General features: G+C 71.1%; 15 protein-coding genes. 5 read left to right on the top strand and 10 right to left on the bottom strand.

What is annotated here, in order from left to right; translation table 11 throughout:
• Positions 1-308: 308 nt before the first annotated feature.
• The 5 genes from rplI to FXF68_RS42220 form a co-directional block, all read right to left on the bottom strand.
• Positions 309-755, bottom strand: coding sequence for a 50S ribosomal protein L9 (gene rplI / locus FXF68_RS09195; protein ID WP_148758516.1), 447 nt, complete (start codon positions 753-755; stop codon positions 309-311).
• Between the two features lie 16 nt (positions 756-771).
• Positions 772-1,008 (bottom strand): 30S ribosomal protein S18, encoded by a 237-nt coding sequence (rpsR, locus tag FXF68_RS09190; RefSeq protein WP_019631633.1) that lies wholly within the window; start codon positions 1,006-1,008, stop codon positions 772-774.
• 154 nt (positions 1,009-1,162) lie between these two features.
• A complete protein-coding gene (locus FXF68_RS09185; protein ID WP_148758515.1) occupies positions 1,163-1,747 on the bottom strand; it encodes a single-stranded DNA-binding protein in 585 nt (194 codons plus the stop codon).
• Positions 1,748-1,784: 37 nt separating this feature from the next.
• On the bottom strand, positions 1,785-2,075 hold the full coding sequence (gene rpsF / locus FXF68_RS09180; RefSeq protein ID WP_067905293.1) for a 30S ribosomal protein S6: 291 nt from the start codon (positions 2,073-2,075) through the stop codon (positions 1,785-1,787).
• 192 nt (positions 2,076-2,267) lie between these two features.
• Entirely contained in the window at positions 2,268-2,444 is a 177-nt protein-coding gene (locus tag FXF68_RS42220; protein WP_187437913.1) for a hypothetical protein, read from the bottom strand.
• 224 nt (positions 2,445-2,668) lie between these two features.
• Here FXF68_RS42220 and FXF68_RS09175 point away from each other — a divergent pair, with 224 nt between their 5' ends.
• The 3 genes from FXF68_RS09175 to FXF68_RS09165 all read left to right on the top strand — a co-directional run bounded on the left by FXF68_RS09175 (position 2,669) and on the right by FXF68_RS09165 (position 4,389).
• Positions 2,669-2,992 carry a hypothetical protein gene (locus tag FXF68_RS09175; RefSeq protein WP_148758514.1) on the top strand — a complete coding sequence of 108 codons (324 nt, stop codon included), beginning with the start codon at positions 2,669-2,671 and terminating at the stop codon, positions 2,990-2,992.
• Between the two features lie 65 nt (positions 2,993-3,057).
• Positions 3,058-3,825, top strand: a complete 768-nt coding sequence (locus tag FXF68_RS09170) for a deoxyribonuclease IV (protein ID WP_148758513.1) — start codon at positions 3,058-3,060, stop codon at positions 3,823-3,825.
• 183 nt (positions 3,826-4,008) lie between these two features.
• Entirely contained in the window at positions 4,009-4,389 is a 381-nt protein-coding gene (locus tag FXF68_RS09165; RefSeq protein WP_148350245.1) for a DUF4190 domain-containing protein, read from the top strand.
• A gap of 153 nt (positions 4,390-4,542) precedes the next feature.
• Here FXF68_RS09165 and FXF68_RS09160 read toward each other — a convergent pair whose 3' ends face one another.
• Positions 4,543-5,013, bottom strand: a complete 471-nt coding sequence (locus FXF68_RS09160; RefSeq protein WP_187437825.1) for a barstar family protein — start codon at positions 5,011-5,013, stop codon at positions 4,543-4,545.
• 325 nt (positions 5,014-5,338) lie between these two features.
• On the opposite strand from FXF68_RS09160, the gene FXF68_RS09155 reads away from it, so the two are divergent.
• Positions 5,339-5,830, top strand: coding sequence for a hypothetical protein (locus FXF68_RS09155; protein WP_148758511.1), 492 nt, complete (start codon positions 5,339-5,341; stop codon positions 5,828-5,830).
• A gap of 54 nt (positions 5,831-5,884) precedes the next feature.
• Here the strand turns inward: FXF68_RS09155 and FXF68_RS09150 are convergent, their stop codons facing one another.
• On the bottom strand, positions 5,885-6,802 hold the full coding sequence (locus FXF68_RS09150) for a phosphotransferase family protein (RefSeq protein WP_187437824.1): 918 nt from the start codon (positions 6,800-6,802) through the stop codon (positions 5,885-5,887).
• A 63-nt stretch (positions 6,803-6,865) separates the two neighbouring features.
• On the opposite strand from FXF68_RS09150, the gene FXF68_RS09145 reads away from it, so the two are divergent.
• On the top strand, positions 6,866-7,816 hold the full coding sequence (locus FXF68_RS09145; RefSeq protein WP_148758509.1) for a helix-turn-helix domain-containing protein: 951 nt from the start codon (positions 6,866-6,868) through the stop codon (positions 7,814-7,816).
• 8 nt (positions 7,817-7,824) lie between these two features.
• Here FXF68_RS09145 and FXF68_RS09140 read toward each other — a convergent pair whose 3' ends face one another.
• The 3 genes from FXF68_RS09140 to FXF68_RS09130 form a co-directional block, all read right to left on the bottom strand.
• The gene (locus FXF68_RS09140; protein ID WP_246178563.1) at positions 7,825-9,270 is read right to left on the bottom strand and encodes a glycosyltransferase family 87 protein; all 1,446 of its coding nucleotides are present in this window, start codon (positions 9,268-9,270) and stop codon (positions 7,825-7,827) included.
• 146 nt (positions 9,271-9,416) lie between these two features.
• Positions 9,417-12,125, bottom strand: a complete 2,709-nt coding sequence (locus tag FXF68_RS09135) for a transglycosylase domain-containing protein (RefSeq protein WP_281292181.1) — start codon at positions 12,123-12,125, stop codon at positions 9,417-9,419.
• Between the two features lie 239 nt (positions 12,126-12,364).
• Positions 12,365-14,941, bottom strand: a complete 2,577-nt coding sequence (locus FXF68_RS09130) for a transglycosylase domain-containing protein (RefSeq protein WP_187437823.1) — start codon at positions 14,939-14,941, stop codon at positions 12,365-12,367.
• Positions 14,942-16,067: the final 1,126 nt, after the last annotated feature.

Raw genomic sequence — 16,067 nt, 5'->3', positions numbered from 1 at the left:
GGGAGCAGGCGGCCCTCGCCGCCGTGGAAGGCCGCGTCCCATCCGGCCCGCGCTTCCCGGTCGCGGCCCGGCGGCAATGCGCCATTCCCGCAGGCTCTGGGCGGGAAGCGACCGATCCGCAGGCTCTCGGTGGAAACCGACCGACCCGCAGATTCTGGGCGGGAAGCGACCGGCCCGCAGATTCTGGGCGGAAAGCGACCGAGTCGCAGGCTCTCGGCGGGAAGCGACCGGCCCGCAGAATCTTGGTGGGAAGCGAGCGGCCCCCGTCGCCCTGGTGGGCGGCGGGGGCCGGTCGGTGGTGGTGCCGGTCAGGCTTCGATGACGTTCACGTCGATCGAGGCGCTGACGTCGGAGTGCAGCCGGACGCTGACCCGGTGGGTGCCGACCGTCTTGATCGGGTTGCCGATCTCGATGCGGCGGCGGTCCAGGTCGGGACCGTGCGCGTCGCGGACCGCGGTGGCGATGTCGGCGGCGGTCACGGCGCCGAACAGGCGGCCGCCGCTGCCGGCGCGGGTGCGCAGCGTCACGCGCAGCGACTTGAGCTGGTCGGCGACTTCCTTGGCGTGCTCGACGGTCGCGATCTCGCGGGCCGAACGCGCCTTCTTGATGGACTCGATCTGGCGCTCGGCGCCGCGCGTCCACCGGATGGCGAACCCGCGCGGGACGAGGTAGTTGCGGCCGTAGCCGTCGCGGACGTCGATGACGTCGCCGGGCTCGCCGAGCCCGGAGACCTGCTGGGTCAGGATGAGCTTCATGATCGTTCCTCCTGCCTCAGCGCGCGGTGCTGGTGTACGGCAGCAGCGCCATCTCGCGGGCGTTCTTGATCGCCGTGGCGACGTCCCGCTGGTGCTGGGTGCAGTTGCCGGTCACCCGCCGGGCACGGATCTTGCCGCGGTCGGAGATGAACTTCCGCAGCAGACCGGTGTCCTTGTAGTCGACGTAGGAGATCTTCTCCTGGCAGAAAACGCAAACCTTCTTCTTCGGCTTGCGGGGAGGTGGCTTCGCCATCGTGGTGCTCCTTTGGGAGAGCCCCGCTCACGCGGGAATGGACGTGTACTCGTTTCTTGCTGGTCATCGCCGGAACGACGGACCGCCCGCGACGGACGGACCGTCCAGCACGGGAACCCTGCCGGAGGCGCGAGGCCCGGTCAGAGGCGCCCGGTTAGAAGGGCGGGTCGTCGGAGAAGCCCCCGCCGCCACCGCCGCTGGTGGCCCAGGGGTCGTCGGCCGGTGCGCCGCCGCCCTGCTGCTGGCCGCCTCCGAAGCCGCCGCCCTGCTGGCCGCCGCCTCCGAAACCGCCACCGCCGCCGCCTTGGCCGCCGCCGCCGAAGCCACCGCCGCCGCCCTGGCCGCCGCCGCCGAACCCGCCGCCGCCACCCTGCCGCTGGGTCTTGTTGACCTTGGCGGTGGCGTTGCGGAGCGACGGGCCGACCTCGTCGACCTCGACCTCGAAGACGGTGCGCTTCTCACCCTCGCGGGTCTCGTACGACCGCTGCTTGAGGCGTCCCTGCACGATCACCCGCATGCCGCGCTGCAGGGTCTCGGCCACGTTCTCGGCGGCCTGCCGCCAGACGTTGCAGGTCAGGAACAGGGCCTCGCCGTCCTTCCAGTCGCCCGCCTGGCGGTCGAAGAACCGCGGGGTCGAGGCGAGGCGGAAGGACGCGACCGCCTGGCCGCTCGGGGTGAAACGGAGATTCGGGTCCTCGACGAGGTTCCCGACGATCGTGATTACGGTGTCGCCTGCCATGGGGCTCGCTCCGGCTGGTGTGAGGACTGAGCCGGGCTCAGTGGACCTCGGGGCGGATGACCTTGGTACGGAGGATCGACTCGCTCAGGTTGAGCTGCCGGTCGAGCTCCTTGACCGTGGCAGGCTCGGCCGAAAGGTCGATCACCGCGTAGATGCCTTCGGACTTCTTCTGGATGTCGTACGCCAGGCGCCGGCGGCCCCAGACGTCGACCTTCTCCACGCTGCCGCCGCCGTCCTTGACGACCTTCAGGAACGGGTCGAGCGCGGTGTTGGCGGTGCGCTCGTCGATGGCGGGGTCGAGAATGGCCATGAGTTCGTAACGACGCATGCTGTGTCCCTACCTCCTCTGGACTGATGCGGTCACGGTCTCTCCGTGACAGGAGGGCTTACTGCGTCCCCCGCGGCGGCGCCGGACCCCGGATCGCCGGGCGCGCCGGCCGCGAGACCGATACAGGTTACCAACGATGGGCCATGGACGAGCCGCTTGCCGGAACGAACCCCCAGCCCAGCGGACGGGGGCTCACCTGTTGGCTCGCGGGCGGGTGGGGCGGGCCGGGCGGGCGCAGCGCCGCCGTTCGAGTTCGGCCATGATGTCGGCCATGCGGGCGCGCATGCGGGCGGTCTGGGTCGTCAGCAGCGACAGCTCCTCGACGAGCTCCGCGTCGCCGATGAGCCCCAACTCCGCTTTCGTCACCACGGTGCACCTCCTGCCTCCTCCCTCCGCTTCCCCTCGGAGGGCCGGACCGAGCCGGTGTTCGAATCCTTGTTCGACCGTACCGCGTCCCGCCGACATTTTCCGCCCGCCCCCGCCGGTTGATCAGCGGGCTCGTTGGGAACCCCTTTAAGGGCATGGTCCGTCCGGTCCCGTGCGTGGCATATGCCCTTTTCACGCGCGGGCGCCATGACCCGAGGAGGGTACCGATGCCTCAGGAGGCAGCGGGCGCGGAGCGGCACGCGACGGGCGCGGAACGGCGGCCGGCGACCGGCACGGAGGTCGAGCCGCACCGGCTCCAGGCCGTCCTCGCCGTGGTCGCCGTCACGGTCGGCATCGCCGCGCTCATCATGGGCTGGATCCCCCAGACGCATCTCCCCGGCGCCATCGCGGGAGTGATCGGCCTTCCCGTCGCGCTGTACTCCCAACTCATCTCCGCCACGACGAACGAACGCTGGCTGAACGTCATCGGCATGGTCACCTCGTTCCTCGGCGTCGCGTTCGCACTGAGCCACGGCGGCTTCACGATCTGACGGCCCGCGTCCCCGTCGTCGGTTTGGCGGGGTGGGTTGTCGGGGGGCGCGGATAGGCTCGGGGCATGCGCATCGGAGCCCACGTCGATCAGACCGACCCGCTCGAGAACGCCCGCGCGGTGGGCGCCGACGTCGTCCAGTTCTTCCTGGGCGATCCGCAGGGGTGGAAGAAGCCCGTCCTGCCGGAGGGCGTCGAGGCGCTGGCGGGCTCCGGCGTGGACGTGTACGTGCACGCTCCGTACACGATCAACGTGGCGACGTCCAACAACCGGATCCGCATCCCGAGCCGGAAGAACCTGACGCAGCAGTTGGAGGCGGCCGCGTCCATCGGCGCCAAGGCGCTGATCGTGCACGGCGGGCACGTGCTCAAGGACGACGACCCCGAGATGGGCTTCGAGAACTGGCGCAAGGTGTTCGAGCGGGTCGAGTGTCCGATTCCGGTCTACATCGAGAACACCGCCGGCGGCGGCAACGCGATGGCGCGCAAGTTCGACCGGATCGCGCGGCTGTGGGACGTGCTGTCCGGCGTCCCGGGGCTCGAGTCCAAGCTCGGCTTCTGCCTCGACACCTGCCACGCGCACGCGGCGGGGGAGGCGCTCGTCGACGCCGTCGACCGGATCAAGGCCATCACCGGCAGCATCGACCTGGTGCACTGCAACGACAGCCGCGACGACTTCGGCTCGGGCGCCGACCGGCACGCCAACCTGGGCAACGGCAAGATCGACCCGGAGTTGATCCTCGCGGTGGTGCGGGCGGCGGGCGCGCCCGTCGTGGTGGAGACCCCGGCCACCGGCCAGGCCGAGGACATCTCCTGGCTTCGTTCCAAACTCTGACGCGCGAGGGCCAGATCGCCTCCGAGTGCAGGAACCCGCCGGACGCTCCCGACATCTAACCCCGCGAAGACCAGCATGACGACAAAGGCCGAAGGGCGCGTCACACTGGCATAATCCGGAACTCAGCCCCTCAGCGCACGCGCGATTCTCCGGCGGCGGGCGCGCGAACCGATCGGGAACCACATGGCACAGCCTCCGTACGACCCCTACGGCTACGGCTCGCAGGACCCGTACGCTCAGCACTACTCCCAGCAGCCCCCTCCCGTGCAGCACCACTACTACGGAGCGTCGCCGGTTCCGGTCGTGCGTCCGACCAACGGCATGGCGACGGCGTCGCTGGTGTGCGGGCTCATCGGCTTCTTCGCCTGCGGTCTGACGTCCATCCTCGCGATCATCTTCGGGCACGTCGCGCAGAGCCAGATGAAGCGGACCGGTGAGGGCGGCCACGGCATGGCCGTCACCGGGCTCATCCTGGGCTACCTCGTCTCCGCGGGCTGGATCATCTTCTGGGTGCTGTACATCCTCGGTGTGGCCTGGTTCGCCTCACAGCCGACCACGTACTAGCGGCGTACGCCGCACGGCGTCGACCGGAACCCGCGGCGGGGGCGCGGGGAGACCCGCCGCCGGGTTCCCATCCGGGTCTTCCTCCGGTCCACGCCCTTGTCATCGCGTCGGCTTCGCGCGCGAGGCCGCTCCTCACGCACCGCTCCCGCGTTCTTACGCGAGGCGGGGGACGCCCGCCGCTTCTACGCCGACGCTGGATATGAGCACGACCATCGGGGTGGACGAGTCGCGCCACACCCGGACGGCCCGCGCGAACACGTCGAGCACCTTCCGGAAGGCGTGCTGGTCGGCGTCCGCCAGTTCGGACCACGACTCGTACAGGACGACATAGCCGTGCTTCGTCGGCGTCCAGGACATGTCGGCGAGGGTGGCGCCGAGTGCGTCCCAGCCGTCCGGGGCCTCCTCCGGGGGGAGTTCGAAGGCGTCCGCGCACAGCCGCAGGAACGATTCCGCGTCGCGGGCGCGGCGCCCGTCGAGGTGGAAGCCGCGCCAGCCCGCGTCCTCGGCCCGCTCGGTCCAGGCGGTGTCGCCGATCGCGCCCGGCACCGGGGGCGTCCGCCACTGGTAGACGCCCGGCTTCACGCGTCCCGCGAGCAGCTCGGTCAGTGCTTGGTTCGCGTCCACGTCCTCTCCCGGTAGCTCTGGCGTCCGTTCCGCGGGCCGGGGCGTTCGCCCGTGCCGCCGGGCGCGATCCTCCCCCGCCATCGCCCGGGCTATCCCTTGAGCGGGCAGATTCCGGCTGGACGTCTGGACGCGGGACGGCCGTTCGTGGCCGCGGCGGCCAGGCAGTTTTCTGTCATTAGCGCCCTGACCTGCGGCGATACAGAGACATCACATCCGCGCTTGACAGTGGGGCACGCCATTGCCTAATCTCTCGTTAACAGAGAAGCTCACAGAGAGAGCGACTCTCCGAGCGAGGCAGTTGCCCGATTCCGAGAGGAACACCGAGATGAACGCCACGCAGACCACCACCACGACGACCACCCCGACGACCGACGACGTCGCCCGCGTCCACGCCCACTACCGGACGATCAAGAAGCTCGGCCACTGGACCACCGGACGCCGCGTCGAGGTCCGCGCCCGCCGCGGCATGGTCGTCCTCGACCTGCGCTCGCCGCGGATCCCGGACGGTGACATCGAGGTCGAGGTCGACCTCGACCACTCGATGGTCAAGCTGCTCGTCCCGCAGGACGCCGACATCGACCACTGGGACCTGAGCTACCCCGGCCGCGGCCGGGTCAAGGACTGGACGGGCGAGAACGGCGCGGGACGCCGCGTCCGGATCACCGGCGAGATCAGGCACGGCGAGATCCGCGTCCACCGGGGCGGGATCGCGACACTGTCCGCGATGTTCTCCCGCGAGTTCGTCCAGGACGCGCGCCGCGCCCGCCGCGAGGGCACGGAGCCGACCGTCGCCGACCCCGCCCGCGGCGCCGGCTGACACTCCGGACCCACGATCGTGCACGGCCTGCCCAGCGCCGTGCACGATCGTGTTTCACGCGAGAAGCGTGCCGAGCAGGCGGAGGCCCTCGTCGCGGACGTCCGGCAAATCGTTCTCTATTCCGTGCAGGACGTCCGTCGCCGGGTCGGCCAGTGCCCAGAAGCGCAGTTTGGCCTCCAGGCGCGAGTCGAGCGGACGTCCGCGATGCTCCTGCAACCGCCGGACGAATTCGCGGTTCGTCTCCGGCCACAGGTAGCACAGGTCGTAGTCGGGATCGCCGATGCACACGTCGCCGAAATCGATCAGGCCGGTGACGCGCGTCCCGGTAATGAGGAAATGGTCCAGGCTGATGTCGGCGTGGGTCAGCGTGGGAGGGGCATCGAAATTGGCGTCCTCGGCCAGGTAGTCCTCGTAGGCGGACAGCAGCGTGCTGGCCTGCGCGGACGGCAGCAGAGGCGCCACGTGGGCGCGCACCAGCTCAAGGTCTCCGGCGAATTCCGAGCGGAGGTCCACCTCCGGGACGCCGAGTTGCCGGGCACGCTCCACCGGAAAGGAATGGATCGCCTCGATCGCTTCCGCGATCTGGCGGACGGGATCCGGCTCGTCCAGGAGGCCGCGCGCGTGCCATTCGTCCTCGGACAGCGACTCGCCTGGCACGACCGGATAGCAGCAGAACGTCCCGGGCCCGAGCGGGTTCGGGGCGGTGAAGGCGAACCGGGGAATGGGCAGGTCCAGCCATTCGGCCAGTTCGGGGAGCAGCCTGGTCTCGCAGGCGATTCCCTCGGCGCCGTCCTCGTTGCGCGGGAACCGGAGCACATACGCGCCCGCGCCCGCCTCAAGGAGAAGGGCGACGCTCTCGAAACCGGCGCCCAGCGGACGCAGCGGACCTCCCGCGAGATCCGGCCTGGCCTGGGCGACCGCCGCGCGGACCGCCGGTTCCCACCCGTCCGGAAGGTCGACGCTTCTCGACACCGCGAACTCCTCGATGATTATCCGGTTGAGTCTCCACTGACTGGAGCCCTGAAAGTGGACCGCATGGACGACGGCGCCCTCTACACGATCGGCGAACTGGCCCGCCGCACCGGCCTCCCGGTGCGGACGATCCGGTTCTACTCCGACGCGGGTGTGCTGCCGCCGTCCGGTCGTACCGAGGCCGGTTACCGGCTGTACGACGCCGCGGCCGCGGCGCGTCTCGACCTGGTGCGGACGCTCCGCGACCTCGGCGTCGACCTCGGCACGATCCGGCGGGTGCTGGATCGGGAGGTCGGCGTGCCGGAGGTCGCGGCGGCGCACGCGGAGGCGCTGGACGTGCAGATCCGCACGCTCCGGCTCCGCCGGGCCGTGCTGCGCGCGGTGGCGAAACGTGGATCCAGTCCAGAGGAGGTCGAACTCATGCACAAGCTCGCCCGGCTGTCCGACGAGGAGCGGCGCCGGATCATCACCGACTTCGTCGACGAGGCGTTCGCCGGACTCGACCTGAACCCCGACTTCGCGGCGAAGATGCGGGCCGCGCTGCCGGAACTGCCCGACGACCCGGAGCCCGCGCAGGTGGACGCCTGGGTCGAGCTGGCCGAGCTGGTCGGCGACCCCGGCTTCCGCACGGCGGTCAGGCGGATGGCGGAGTTCCAGGCGGAGGACGTCGCGAACGGCGCCGTCCCGGAGAACCCGCAGCGTCTCGCCGAGCTGACCGGGGAGAAGGCGAACGCCGCCATCGCGGACGGGATCGCGCCCGACTCGGACGCGGCCCGCCCCATCGTGGACGAGTTGGCCGGAGCCTTCGCCGCCGCGTCCGGCCAGGAGGACGGCGCCGAGTTCCGGCGCGGCCTGCTCGCGCGATTGGAGGCGGGCAACGACCGGCGCACGGAGCGGTACTGGCAGCTCCTCGCCACGATCAACGGCTGGCCCGTCCCGCCGACGCTGGCGCCCGCGTTCGAGTGGTTCACCGAGGCGCTGCGCCCGCGCAGCCCGCACAGCCCGCGCGGCTAGCGGCACGGTCAAGGAGTCACGGGGACGCGGGCGTGATGCGCGCCGCGCCGGCGTCCCAGTGAGAACACGTCCGGGGCGCCGTCGAGGACGCCGCCCGCCGGGTCGTCCGAGCCGTCCGACCGGACGAGGTCGCCGGACGGGCGCAGCACGTCCAGCACGACCAGCGCCGCCAGCGCGAGGACGGTCACGAACCGGGCGAGCAGCGCCAGGTGGTAGACGTCCTGGCTGATCCCGCCCGCCGGGGCGTCGAAGCTCAGCACCGCCGAGAGCGTGCCGGAGAGGTCGGCGCCGGGCGTCTGCGCCGACACCGACAGCAGGAACCACCAGATCCCGAAGAAGTAGGCGATCTCCCCGAGCTGCCAGACGACGAACGCGGGCAGCTTCGGGCGCGCCAGCACCGCGAGCGGCAGCAGCCACAGCACGTACTGCGGCGACCAGACCTTGTTCGGCAGCATGAACGCGACCAGCACGAGGAACATCAGCTGCGGCAGGCGCGGCCGGCGCGGGGCGGCGAACGCGAGCACCGCGATGCCGAGGGCGAGGACGAGGAACGTCCCGGTGCCGAGCAGGTTGAGCCGGTCGGTGTCGGACGTGACGCCGTCCAGCCCGTGCGACTGGAGGTAGAAGAAGATCGAGCCCCAGTCGACGCCGCGTTTCTGGCTGAAGGTGTAGAACTCCTTCCAGCCGTCCCACGCGAAGATCATGACGGGCAGGTTCACGGCCAGCCACCCGGCGGCGGCACCGGCGAGCATCCGTCCCATGGGGCGCCACTGACCGGCGCGGACGCACAGCAGGACGAGCGGTCCGAGGAACAGCAGCGGGTAGAACTTCGCGGCGATCGCGAGGCCGAGCAGCGTCCCGGCGAGGGCCGGGCGGCGCGCCGACCACGCGGCCACGGCCAGCACGGACAGCGCCACCGCGAGCAGGTCCCAGTTGATGTACGCCGTGAGCAGCAGGGCGGGGGACAGCGCGACCATCAGCCCGGTCCGCAGCGAGCGGCGCCCGGCGACGTAGGCGGTGGCGAGGACGGCGACGACCGCGAGGACGGCCAGCAGCAGGACGGTGATGTTGTAGAACGCCATCCCGCGCCCGTCCACGCCGAACGGGCGGGCCAGCAACGCGGCGACCTGCATGAACCCGCCGCTCAGCACCGGGTACTCGACATGGTGGATGTCGGAGCCGACGAACGAGTCGAAGTAGGGCACCTTGCCGTCGTTCAGCCCGCGCACGTAGTACAGCGGGTAGACGTCGGTGTAGCAGGCGTTCGTCGTCGTCTTGATGAAGTCGAACCGCGCGGACGCGCACGGCTGCTTCTGCAGCCAGCCGAGCAGGCCGGTCAGCACGGTGACGCCGGTCAGCACCGGCGCGAGGCGGGCGAGCCGGCCGGGCTCGTCCGGCATGTCGCTGCCCGTGTCGGCGGCGGCCATCCCGACCCTCTCAGAAGACGACGACATGGACAGCAAGACTATTGGTCATCACGTGGTCGTCACGACTCCCGGACACGGCCCGGTCCCTGGACGCGAGGACGGCCCCGCCCCTGGACGCGAGGACGGCCCGGAGCCGTCGCGGGCTCCGGGCCGTCCTGGCGCGACCGTCGTCGTCAGTTGCCGTTCGGGTTCGGCGGGTCCTCCTTGCGGCAGGCGGGGTCGTCCCGGTGCTCGGGTTGCGCGCACCACCAGGACTTGTCGCCGTCCGGCGGAATGTTGGGATTGCAGTTGGGAGGCAGGCCGAGCCGGTCGCACGGCACGTCCGAGCCGGGGACGGTCGGCGTCCCGGTCGGGTCCGGGGTCTGCGGCTCGCAGCCCTGCGGCGGGTTCGGCTGACCCGGACGGCACTTCGGCGTCACCGTCGGGCTCGGCGTCGTCGACGTGGTCGGCGTCGGCAGCGGCTTCGCCCACGGGGCGATCTGCCCGCCGTTCACCGGCGGCTGGAACGGGGTGATCTCCCGGCCCTCCAGCGCCTTCGTCATGAACACCTTGAACAGGTCGGCGGGGACGGTACCACCGTAGACCTGGCTGTAGTTCCCGACGCCCACCAGCGACTCGCGCTTGTTCTTGACCTGCCGCCACATCGCCGCCGACGTCGCGAGCTCCGGGGTGTAGCCGACGAACCACGCGGACTTGTTCTCGTCCGTGGTACCGGTCTTGCCCGCGACCGGACGGGCGCCGAGGCTCGCGCGCTTACCGGTACCGGACGTGACGACCGCCTGCATCGCGGACGTGGCGTCCCGCGCGACCCCCTCGGGGAACGCCCGGTCGGCCTTCTGCCACGGGAGCTTCTCGAGCGACTTGCCGAGCCTGTTCTTGACGGGGTGGCCCCGGGCGTCGGTGATCTTCGCGATGACGTGCGCGGCGCGGTGCTCGCCGTTCGCGGCGAACGTCGAGTACACCGACGCCATCGTCACCGGCGTCGTGTCGATGACGCCGAGCGGGAGGGAGGTGTAGGTCGGGTTGAGTCCCTGGGTGTCCTTCGGGATCCCCATCTTCTTGGCCATGTCGATGACGTTCGTCAGCTGGACCTTCTGCCCCAGCTCCACGTACGCCGTGTTGATCGACATCGCCGTCATCTGCTTGAGGTTGTAGACGCCGTTCTCCGACCGGCTGTCGTTGGTGAACGTCGCGCCGTTGATCGTCCGCTTGTAGCCGCCGTCCATCGTCGTCTTCAGGCTGACGCCCTGGTCGAGCGCCGTCGCGAGCACGATCGGCTTGAACGACGACCCCGGCTGCACCTTGCCCTGGAACGAGTTGTCGAACTGCTGCACGGCGTAGTTCGGACCGCCGTAGGCGGCGACCACGCCGCCCGTCTTCGGGTCGATGGACGCGAGCCCGAACTGGATGTCCTTGCCGAGCCCGTTCTGCCTCTTGATCTGCGCGACGGCCTTGTTCGTGTAGTCCTGCAGGCCCTTGTCGAACGTCGTCGTGATCCGCAGGCCGCCGGTCTCCAGCGCGGGCTTGTCGATGCCGAGCTGCTCCAGCTCGCGGAGGACGCGGTCCTGGAGGTAGCCGGCGTTCGGGTCGTTCGGGGCGTCGCTCCACCGCTTCTGGGTCTGCGGGAACTTCGCCGCCGCGCGCTTGCCCGGGTCGAGCCACTTCTTCTCGACCATCCCGTTCAGGACGTAGTTCCAGCGGGCGATCAGCGCCGCCTTCGCCGGGTCGGACTCCGGGCCGAACGTCTTGAAGTACTCCGGACGCTGGATCATCGCGGCGAGCATCGCCGCCTCGGACTCGTTGATCTTGTCGACCGGCTTGTGGAAGTAGGCGCGGGACGCCGCCTGGATGCCGTACGAGCCGCGGCCGAACGACACCGTGTTCAGGTACAGCTCGAGGATCTTCTCCTTCTTCATCTCCTTGCCCATGCGGACCGAGATGAGGATCTCCTTGAACTTCCGGCTGACGGTGCGCTCCTGGCTGAGGCCCGCCCAGTAGTTGCGCGCGAGCTGCTGCGTGAGCGTGGACGCGCCCGCGACCTCGCCGCCCGTCGCCGCCCGGAACATCGCCCCGGCGATGCCCGTCGGCGAGATGCCCGGCTCGTGCCAGAAGTTGCGGTCCTCGGCGGCGAGCACCGCGTTCTGGACGTGCTTCGGCACCTTGTCGAGCGGGATCTCCTCGCGGTGCGTGCCGATCCGGGCGAGCGTGGAGCCGTCCTTGTAGGTGATCACCGACTCCTGGCGGGTGGCGGCCTGCTGCGCCTCCGTCGGCATCGGGGTGTTCTGGTAGGCGACGATGACGAGCGCCGCCAGTCCGAGGATCGTCACCGCGACGACCGCGACCACGATCTTCCAGGACGGGACGTACCGCCGCCAGCCCGCCTTCTTCTCCTGGCCGTCCGTCGGCTTCGCGCGGCGGCCTCCCCGGCCGCGCAGACCGCTCAGGCCGCGGCCGCCGCCGCTGTCGTCGCCCCAGAAGCCGTCGTCGCCGCCGCGTCCGCCGCCGCCTCCCGGACCGCCCGGACCACCGGGCCCGCCAGGTCCGCCCGGGCCGCCTGGCCCGCCCTGGCCGCCGCCGGGACGTCCGTATCCGCCGCCTCCCGGGCCGCCGGGACCGCCCGGGCCGCCCGGAACGGGGGGACGTCCGGCCGGGCCGGAGCGCATCGGCGCGGGCGCGCCGCGTCTGCGACCGCCGCCGACCCGCGCGGGGCCGCCGCCCCGTCCGCCCGGTCTGCCGCCGCCGGTGCGCGGGCCGCGGCCCGGCGTGCCGGACGACCCGCCGCGCGGCGTACCGGCGGGGGCGCCCGAACCGCCGGTACGGGGGGCGCCCCGCCGGCCAGGCTCGTCTCCGTACTCCGGTCCGTATCGGCTTCGGTTACTCACGCGACCTCATCAACTGGGATACGGCTGTGCGTCGTCAGGCTGTGCCTCGTCAGGCTTTGCGTCGTCCGAGAGTACTGCGCACCCGCAGGCGCGGGGGCCGACGTGTCAAGGCTCGTCAGGCCCCGACGCTCCGTGGGCGCCCGGTCGCACCCGCCGACGTGCGGCGACTCGTGAAGATGCGTCATGTCACACACCGCCTCCACGAGACGGTTCGGACGGGACGCCGACACGGTTCACCATCATTCGGGCGGCCTCGCCAGGGGCAGCAGCGGCACGACGGCCGTCGAGTTCGGCTGCGCGCCGCGTCCGCGCATGCGGCAGACGGGGTCGCCCTGGTGGAACTGGCACCACCAGCGGGGCGGCGGGATGCTCGGCGGCTTGTTCGGATCGCAGGACCCGTCCGGGAACGGCGACTGGCAGGGCGGCTTGTCGCCGCCGTCGCCGTCGCCGTCGCCGCCCTCGCCGTCACCCTGGCAGCGCGGGTCGTACTTGCCGATCGGGCTGTTGCACCACGGCGGGCGGTCGTCCTTCTTCTTCTCCGGCGGCTTCGCCCACTTCTGCACGATCCCGCCCCACGCCGGCTGGGGGAACGCCTCCTGCGGCACGCCCTGCAGCGCGTTCGACATGTAGGACCGCCAGATGCGGGCGGGGATCGTGCCGCCCTGCACCTCGCCGATCCCCGGCAGGATCACCGACCGTTTCTGCTTGTCCGGGCCGATCGAGTCGTTGTAGAGCGTGACGGCCGTGGAGACCTGCGGCACGTACCCGACGAACCAGGACGAGACGTTCCGGTCGGTCGTGCCGGTCTTGCCCGCGGCCTGACGTCCGTCCGGGAGCGCGGCGGCGGTCGCCGTACCGCCGCGGATGACCTGCTGCATCGCGTAGGTGGCGTCCGCGGCGACCTTCGGGGTGAAGACGCGGTGCCGCTCGTACTTCGGCTGCAGCCGGACCGTCTTGTTGTCCTGCTCCTTCACGAGCCGGATCACGTGCGGCTGGTAGTAGGTGCCGCCGTTGGCGAACACCGCGTAGCCCGCGGCCTGCTCGATCGGCCGGATGTTGTTGACGCCGAGCGCGAGGTTCAGGCAGCACTTGTGCGGCTTGAGCAGGTCCGGCGAGATCCCGGCGTCGGTCTCGGTCTTGATGACCTCCTCGATCCCGACCTTGCCCATGAGCTGGATGAACGCGGTGTTCACCGAGTCCTTGGTCGCCGTGATGAGGTTGACCGCGGGACCCACGTTGTGGCTGTTCGGGACCTTCGTGCCGGACGGGTCGTTCTCCGGCACGACGTTGCCGTTCGGGTCGATCGGGATCTTCGAGCGTCCCTCGACCAGGCTCTTCAGGCTGTAGTTCTGCTTCAGCGCGGTCGCGAGCACGTACGGCTTCATCGCCGACCCCGCCTGCGCCGACCCCTGCCACACGTTGTCGAACGCCTGGGAGAGGTAGTTGGGGCCGCCGTAGAACGCGATGACCTCGCCGTTCGCCGAGTTCACCGACACCAGCCCGACGCGGATCTTCTTCCTGGCGAGCTTGCCGGGGTTCACCTGCGGGACGGTGTGCTCCGCCGCCTGCTTCGCCATCGCCATCCGCCTGCGGTCGAACGTCGTGTAGACGCGCAGGCCCTTGGTCGTCAGCTCCTTGTTGTCGATGCCCATCCGGCGCAGCTCTTCCTTGGCGCGCATCAGCATGTAGCCGCGCTGGCCGCCGTAGAGCTGGTCGCTCGTACCCGCCTTGTTGATTTTGGGGAGCTTCTGCTGGTACTTGTCCGCGTCGGCCTGGCTGAGCTTGCCCATCGAGACCATGCCCTTGAGCGTGTACTGGTAGCGCCCAGTCACCCAGGCCAGGTTCCCCTTCTCGCCCGGGTCGCGGTTGGGGTTCTGGATGATGCCGCCGAGGACCGCCGCCTGGTCTGGACGCAGCTTCCACACGTCCGTCCCGAAGTACTCGCGGGACGCCGCCTGGATGCCGTACGTGTCGCGACCGAAGTAGATGGTGTTGAGGTAGAGCTTGAGGATGTCGTCCTTGGAGTGCTTGTCCTCAAGCTTGAGCGAGATGAACAGCTCCTTGAACTTCCGGGTCATCGTCCGGTTGTTCGGGTCGGAGTAGTAGTTCTTCGCCAACTGCTGCGTGATCGTCGATCCGCCGCCCGACCCGCCGGTCAGGTTGTCCCACACGGCGCGGGTCGTGCCCTTCACCGAGAAGCCGGGGTCGGTGCGGAAGCTGCGGTTCTCCGCCGCCAGCACCGCGTTCTGGACGTGCGGCGGGATCTGCTTCAGCTCGACGCTCTGCCGCTTCTTGCCGATCCGTCCGATCTCGGTGCGGTCGGTGTAGTAGAAGATCGACGCCTGGTCCTCGACGCCCGCGACGGTGGGCTCGGCCGGGGTCGGCGTGTTCGCGTACGCCACCCAGATCAGCGTGATGAACCCCGCGATGCCGAGACCGCAGACACCGGCGACGAGCTTCCAGGACGGAATGAAACGCCGCCACCCGGTGCCGCGGGAGCGCAGGTGGTCGAAGAAGGACGTCTTCTTGTTGGGCGTCGGGGGTCGTAGGGGCCCGCCTGGACCGCCGGGCCCACCCGGACCGCCTGGGCCTGGGCCTGGGCCTGGGCCGCCTGGACCGTTCGGGCCGCCTGGACGTCCGGGGCCGCCCGGTCCTCCGGATCGGGGCGCCGCGCGCGTGCCCGTGCTGCGGAACCTCGCGGTGACCTTCGTCCCGAGTTCCTGCCCGCGCTTGCCGAGCTCGGTCAGCTTCTCCCGGACGCCGTTGCCGACCGTCCCGAACGCCGCGCCACCGGCCCCGGCCATCCCGGGACCCATGCCCATTCCGGCACCGCCGGCCGCACTGTGCCTGCCCGGGACACGCCCCGGCCCGCCCATGAGCCCACCCGGCGGCGGCCCCATAGGCACCCCTGCCCCAGGCCCACCGGGCCCACCAGGTCCACCCGGCGCTCCCATAGGAAGACCGCCCGGACCACCGGGAGAGTTGCCGGGAGCACCACCGGGGCCGCCAAACGACCCCATCCCATGGGGATTCGCCGGACCAGCCGGTCCCTCCAACGGACGAGGTCCACCCGCCCTGAAAGCGTTGCCCGGACCGGCGCCGCCAGGCCCGTCCGGCAACAAAGGCCCATTAGGACCCTGCGGACCAGCTCCACCGGGACCGCTTGGCATGCCGGGCCCACCTGGACCACTCGGCGCGCCAGGCCCCCCGGGAGCACTCGGTCCACTCTGCGCGCCAAACCCAGCCGGGCCGCCCTGCGGGGCGGGCCCGTCCGGCAACAGGGGCCCATTAGGACCCTGCGGAACGGTCCCACCGGGACCACTCTGCATACCGGGCCCGCCCGGTCCACCCTGCGCGCCAGGTCCGCTTGGATTACTCGGGCCGTCCAGCGGGCCCGGTGAACCCATCGGGGACGCGCCGCCCGGTGCGCCGGGGGGCGTCGGGGACCAGCTGCCCGCGGGGCCGCCCGGCGTGGTCTCCGGGGGGACGGCGGGGCCGGGCGCGGTCGGGGCGGGGTCGGCGGGGACGGCGTGGCCGCCCATGAAGCCCGGGCTCTCCTGCCCGGACGGCGTGCCCGGCGCGGGGTTCTCGTCGGCGGCCCCCGGTTGTCCAGGGTCGCCGGATTCGCCGGGACGGGGACTGTGCTGCCCGCCCGGCCACTGCGACCCGGGTTCCGGTCGGGGCTGGCTTGGATTACTCACGCGACCTCATCAACAGGGGGACAACGATTGCTGCCATAGGGCCGGGGCGATCCCACGGCGATGGTGCGGCTCGTGCGCCGTCCGAGAGTACTGCGCGGGCTGGTGAGCGGGGGGAGCGCGTGCACGGCGAAGGTGCGTCCTGGCTGGTCAGCGCCCTTGCCGTAGGGGGTGCGGCCGGCTGTTCCTCCTTCTTCTCCTCCACCGTTCGGGGCTGCGCCCCGGGGCCGGGGCGGCCGACGGG

Source organism: Actinomadura decatromicini (genome assembly GCF_008121305.1).
GTDB classification, from domain to species: Bacteria; Actinomycetota; Actinomycetes; order Streptosporangiales; family Streptosporangiaceae; genus Spirillospora; species Spirillospora syzygii.
This window is presented reverse-complemented; position numbering and strand designations above follow the sequence as displayed.

Excerpts from the sequence above, each read along its gene's own strand:
- FXF68_RS09170 (WP_148758513.1), top strand. The coding sequence starts at position 3,058 with ATGCGCATCGGAGCCCACGTCGATCAGACCGACCCGCTCGAGAACGCC.
- rplI (WP_148758516.1), bottom strand. The coding sequence starts at position 755 with ATGAAGCTCATCCTGACCCAGCAGGTCTCCGGGCTCGGCGAGCCCGGC.
- FXF68_RS09185 (WP_148758515.1), bottom strand. The coding sequence starts at position 1,747 with ATGGCAGGCGACACCGTAATCACGATCGTCGGGAACCTCGTCGAGGAC.
- FXF68_RS09140 (WP_246178563.1), bottom strand. The coding sequence starts at position 9,270 with ATGTCGTCGTCTTCTGAGAGGGTCGGGATGGCCGCCGCCGACACGGGC.
- FXF68_RS09145 (WP_148758509.1), top strand. The coding sequence starts at position 6,866 with ATGGACGACGGCGCCCTCTACACGATCGGCGAACTGGCCCGCCGCACC.
- FXF68_RS09175 (WP_148758514.1), top strand. The coding sequence starts at position 2,669 with ATGCCTCAGGAGGCAGCGGGCGCGGAGCGGCACGCGACGGGCGCGGAA.
- FXF68_RS09130 (WP_187437823.1), bottom strand. The coding sequence starts at position 14,941 with ATGGGTCCCGGGATGGCCGGGGCCGGTGGCGCGGCGTTCGGGACGGTC.
- rpsF (WP_067905293.1), bottom strand. The coding sequence starts at position 2,075 with ATGCGTCGTTACGAACTCATGGCCATTCTCGACCCCGCCATCGACGAG.
- FXF68_RS09165 (WP_148350245.1), top strand. The coding sequence starts at position 4,009 with ATGGCACAGCCTCCGTACGACCCCTACGGCTACGGCTCGCAGGACCCG.
- FXF68_RS09155 (WP_148758511.1), top strand. The coding sequence starts at position 5,339 with ATGAACGCCACGCAGACCACCACCACGACGACCACCCCGACGACCGAC.
- rpsR (WP_019631633.1), bottom strand. The coding sequence starts at position 1,008 with ATGGCGAAGCCACCTCCCCGCAAGCCGAAGAAGAAGGTTTGCGTTTTC.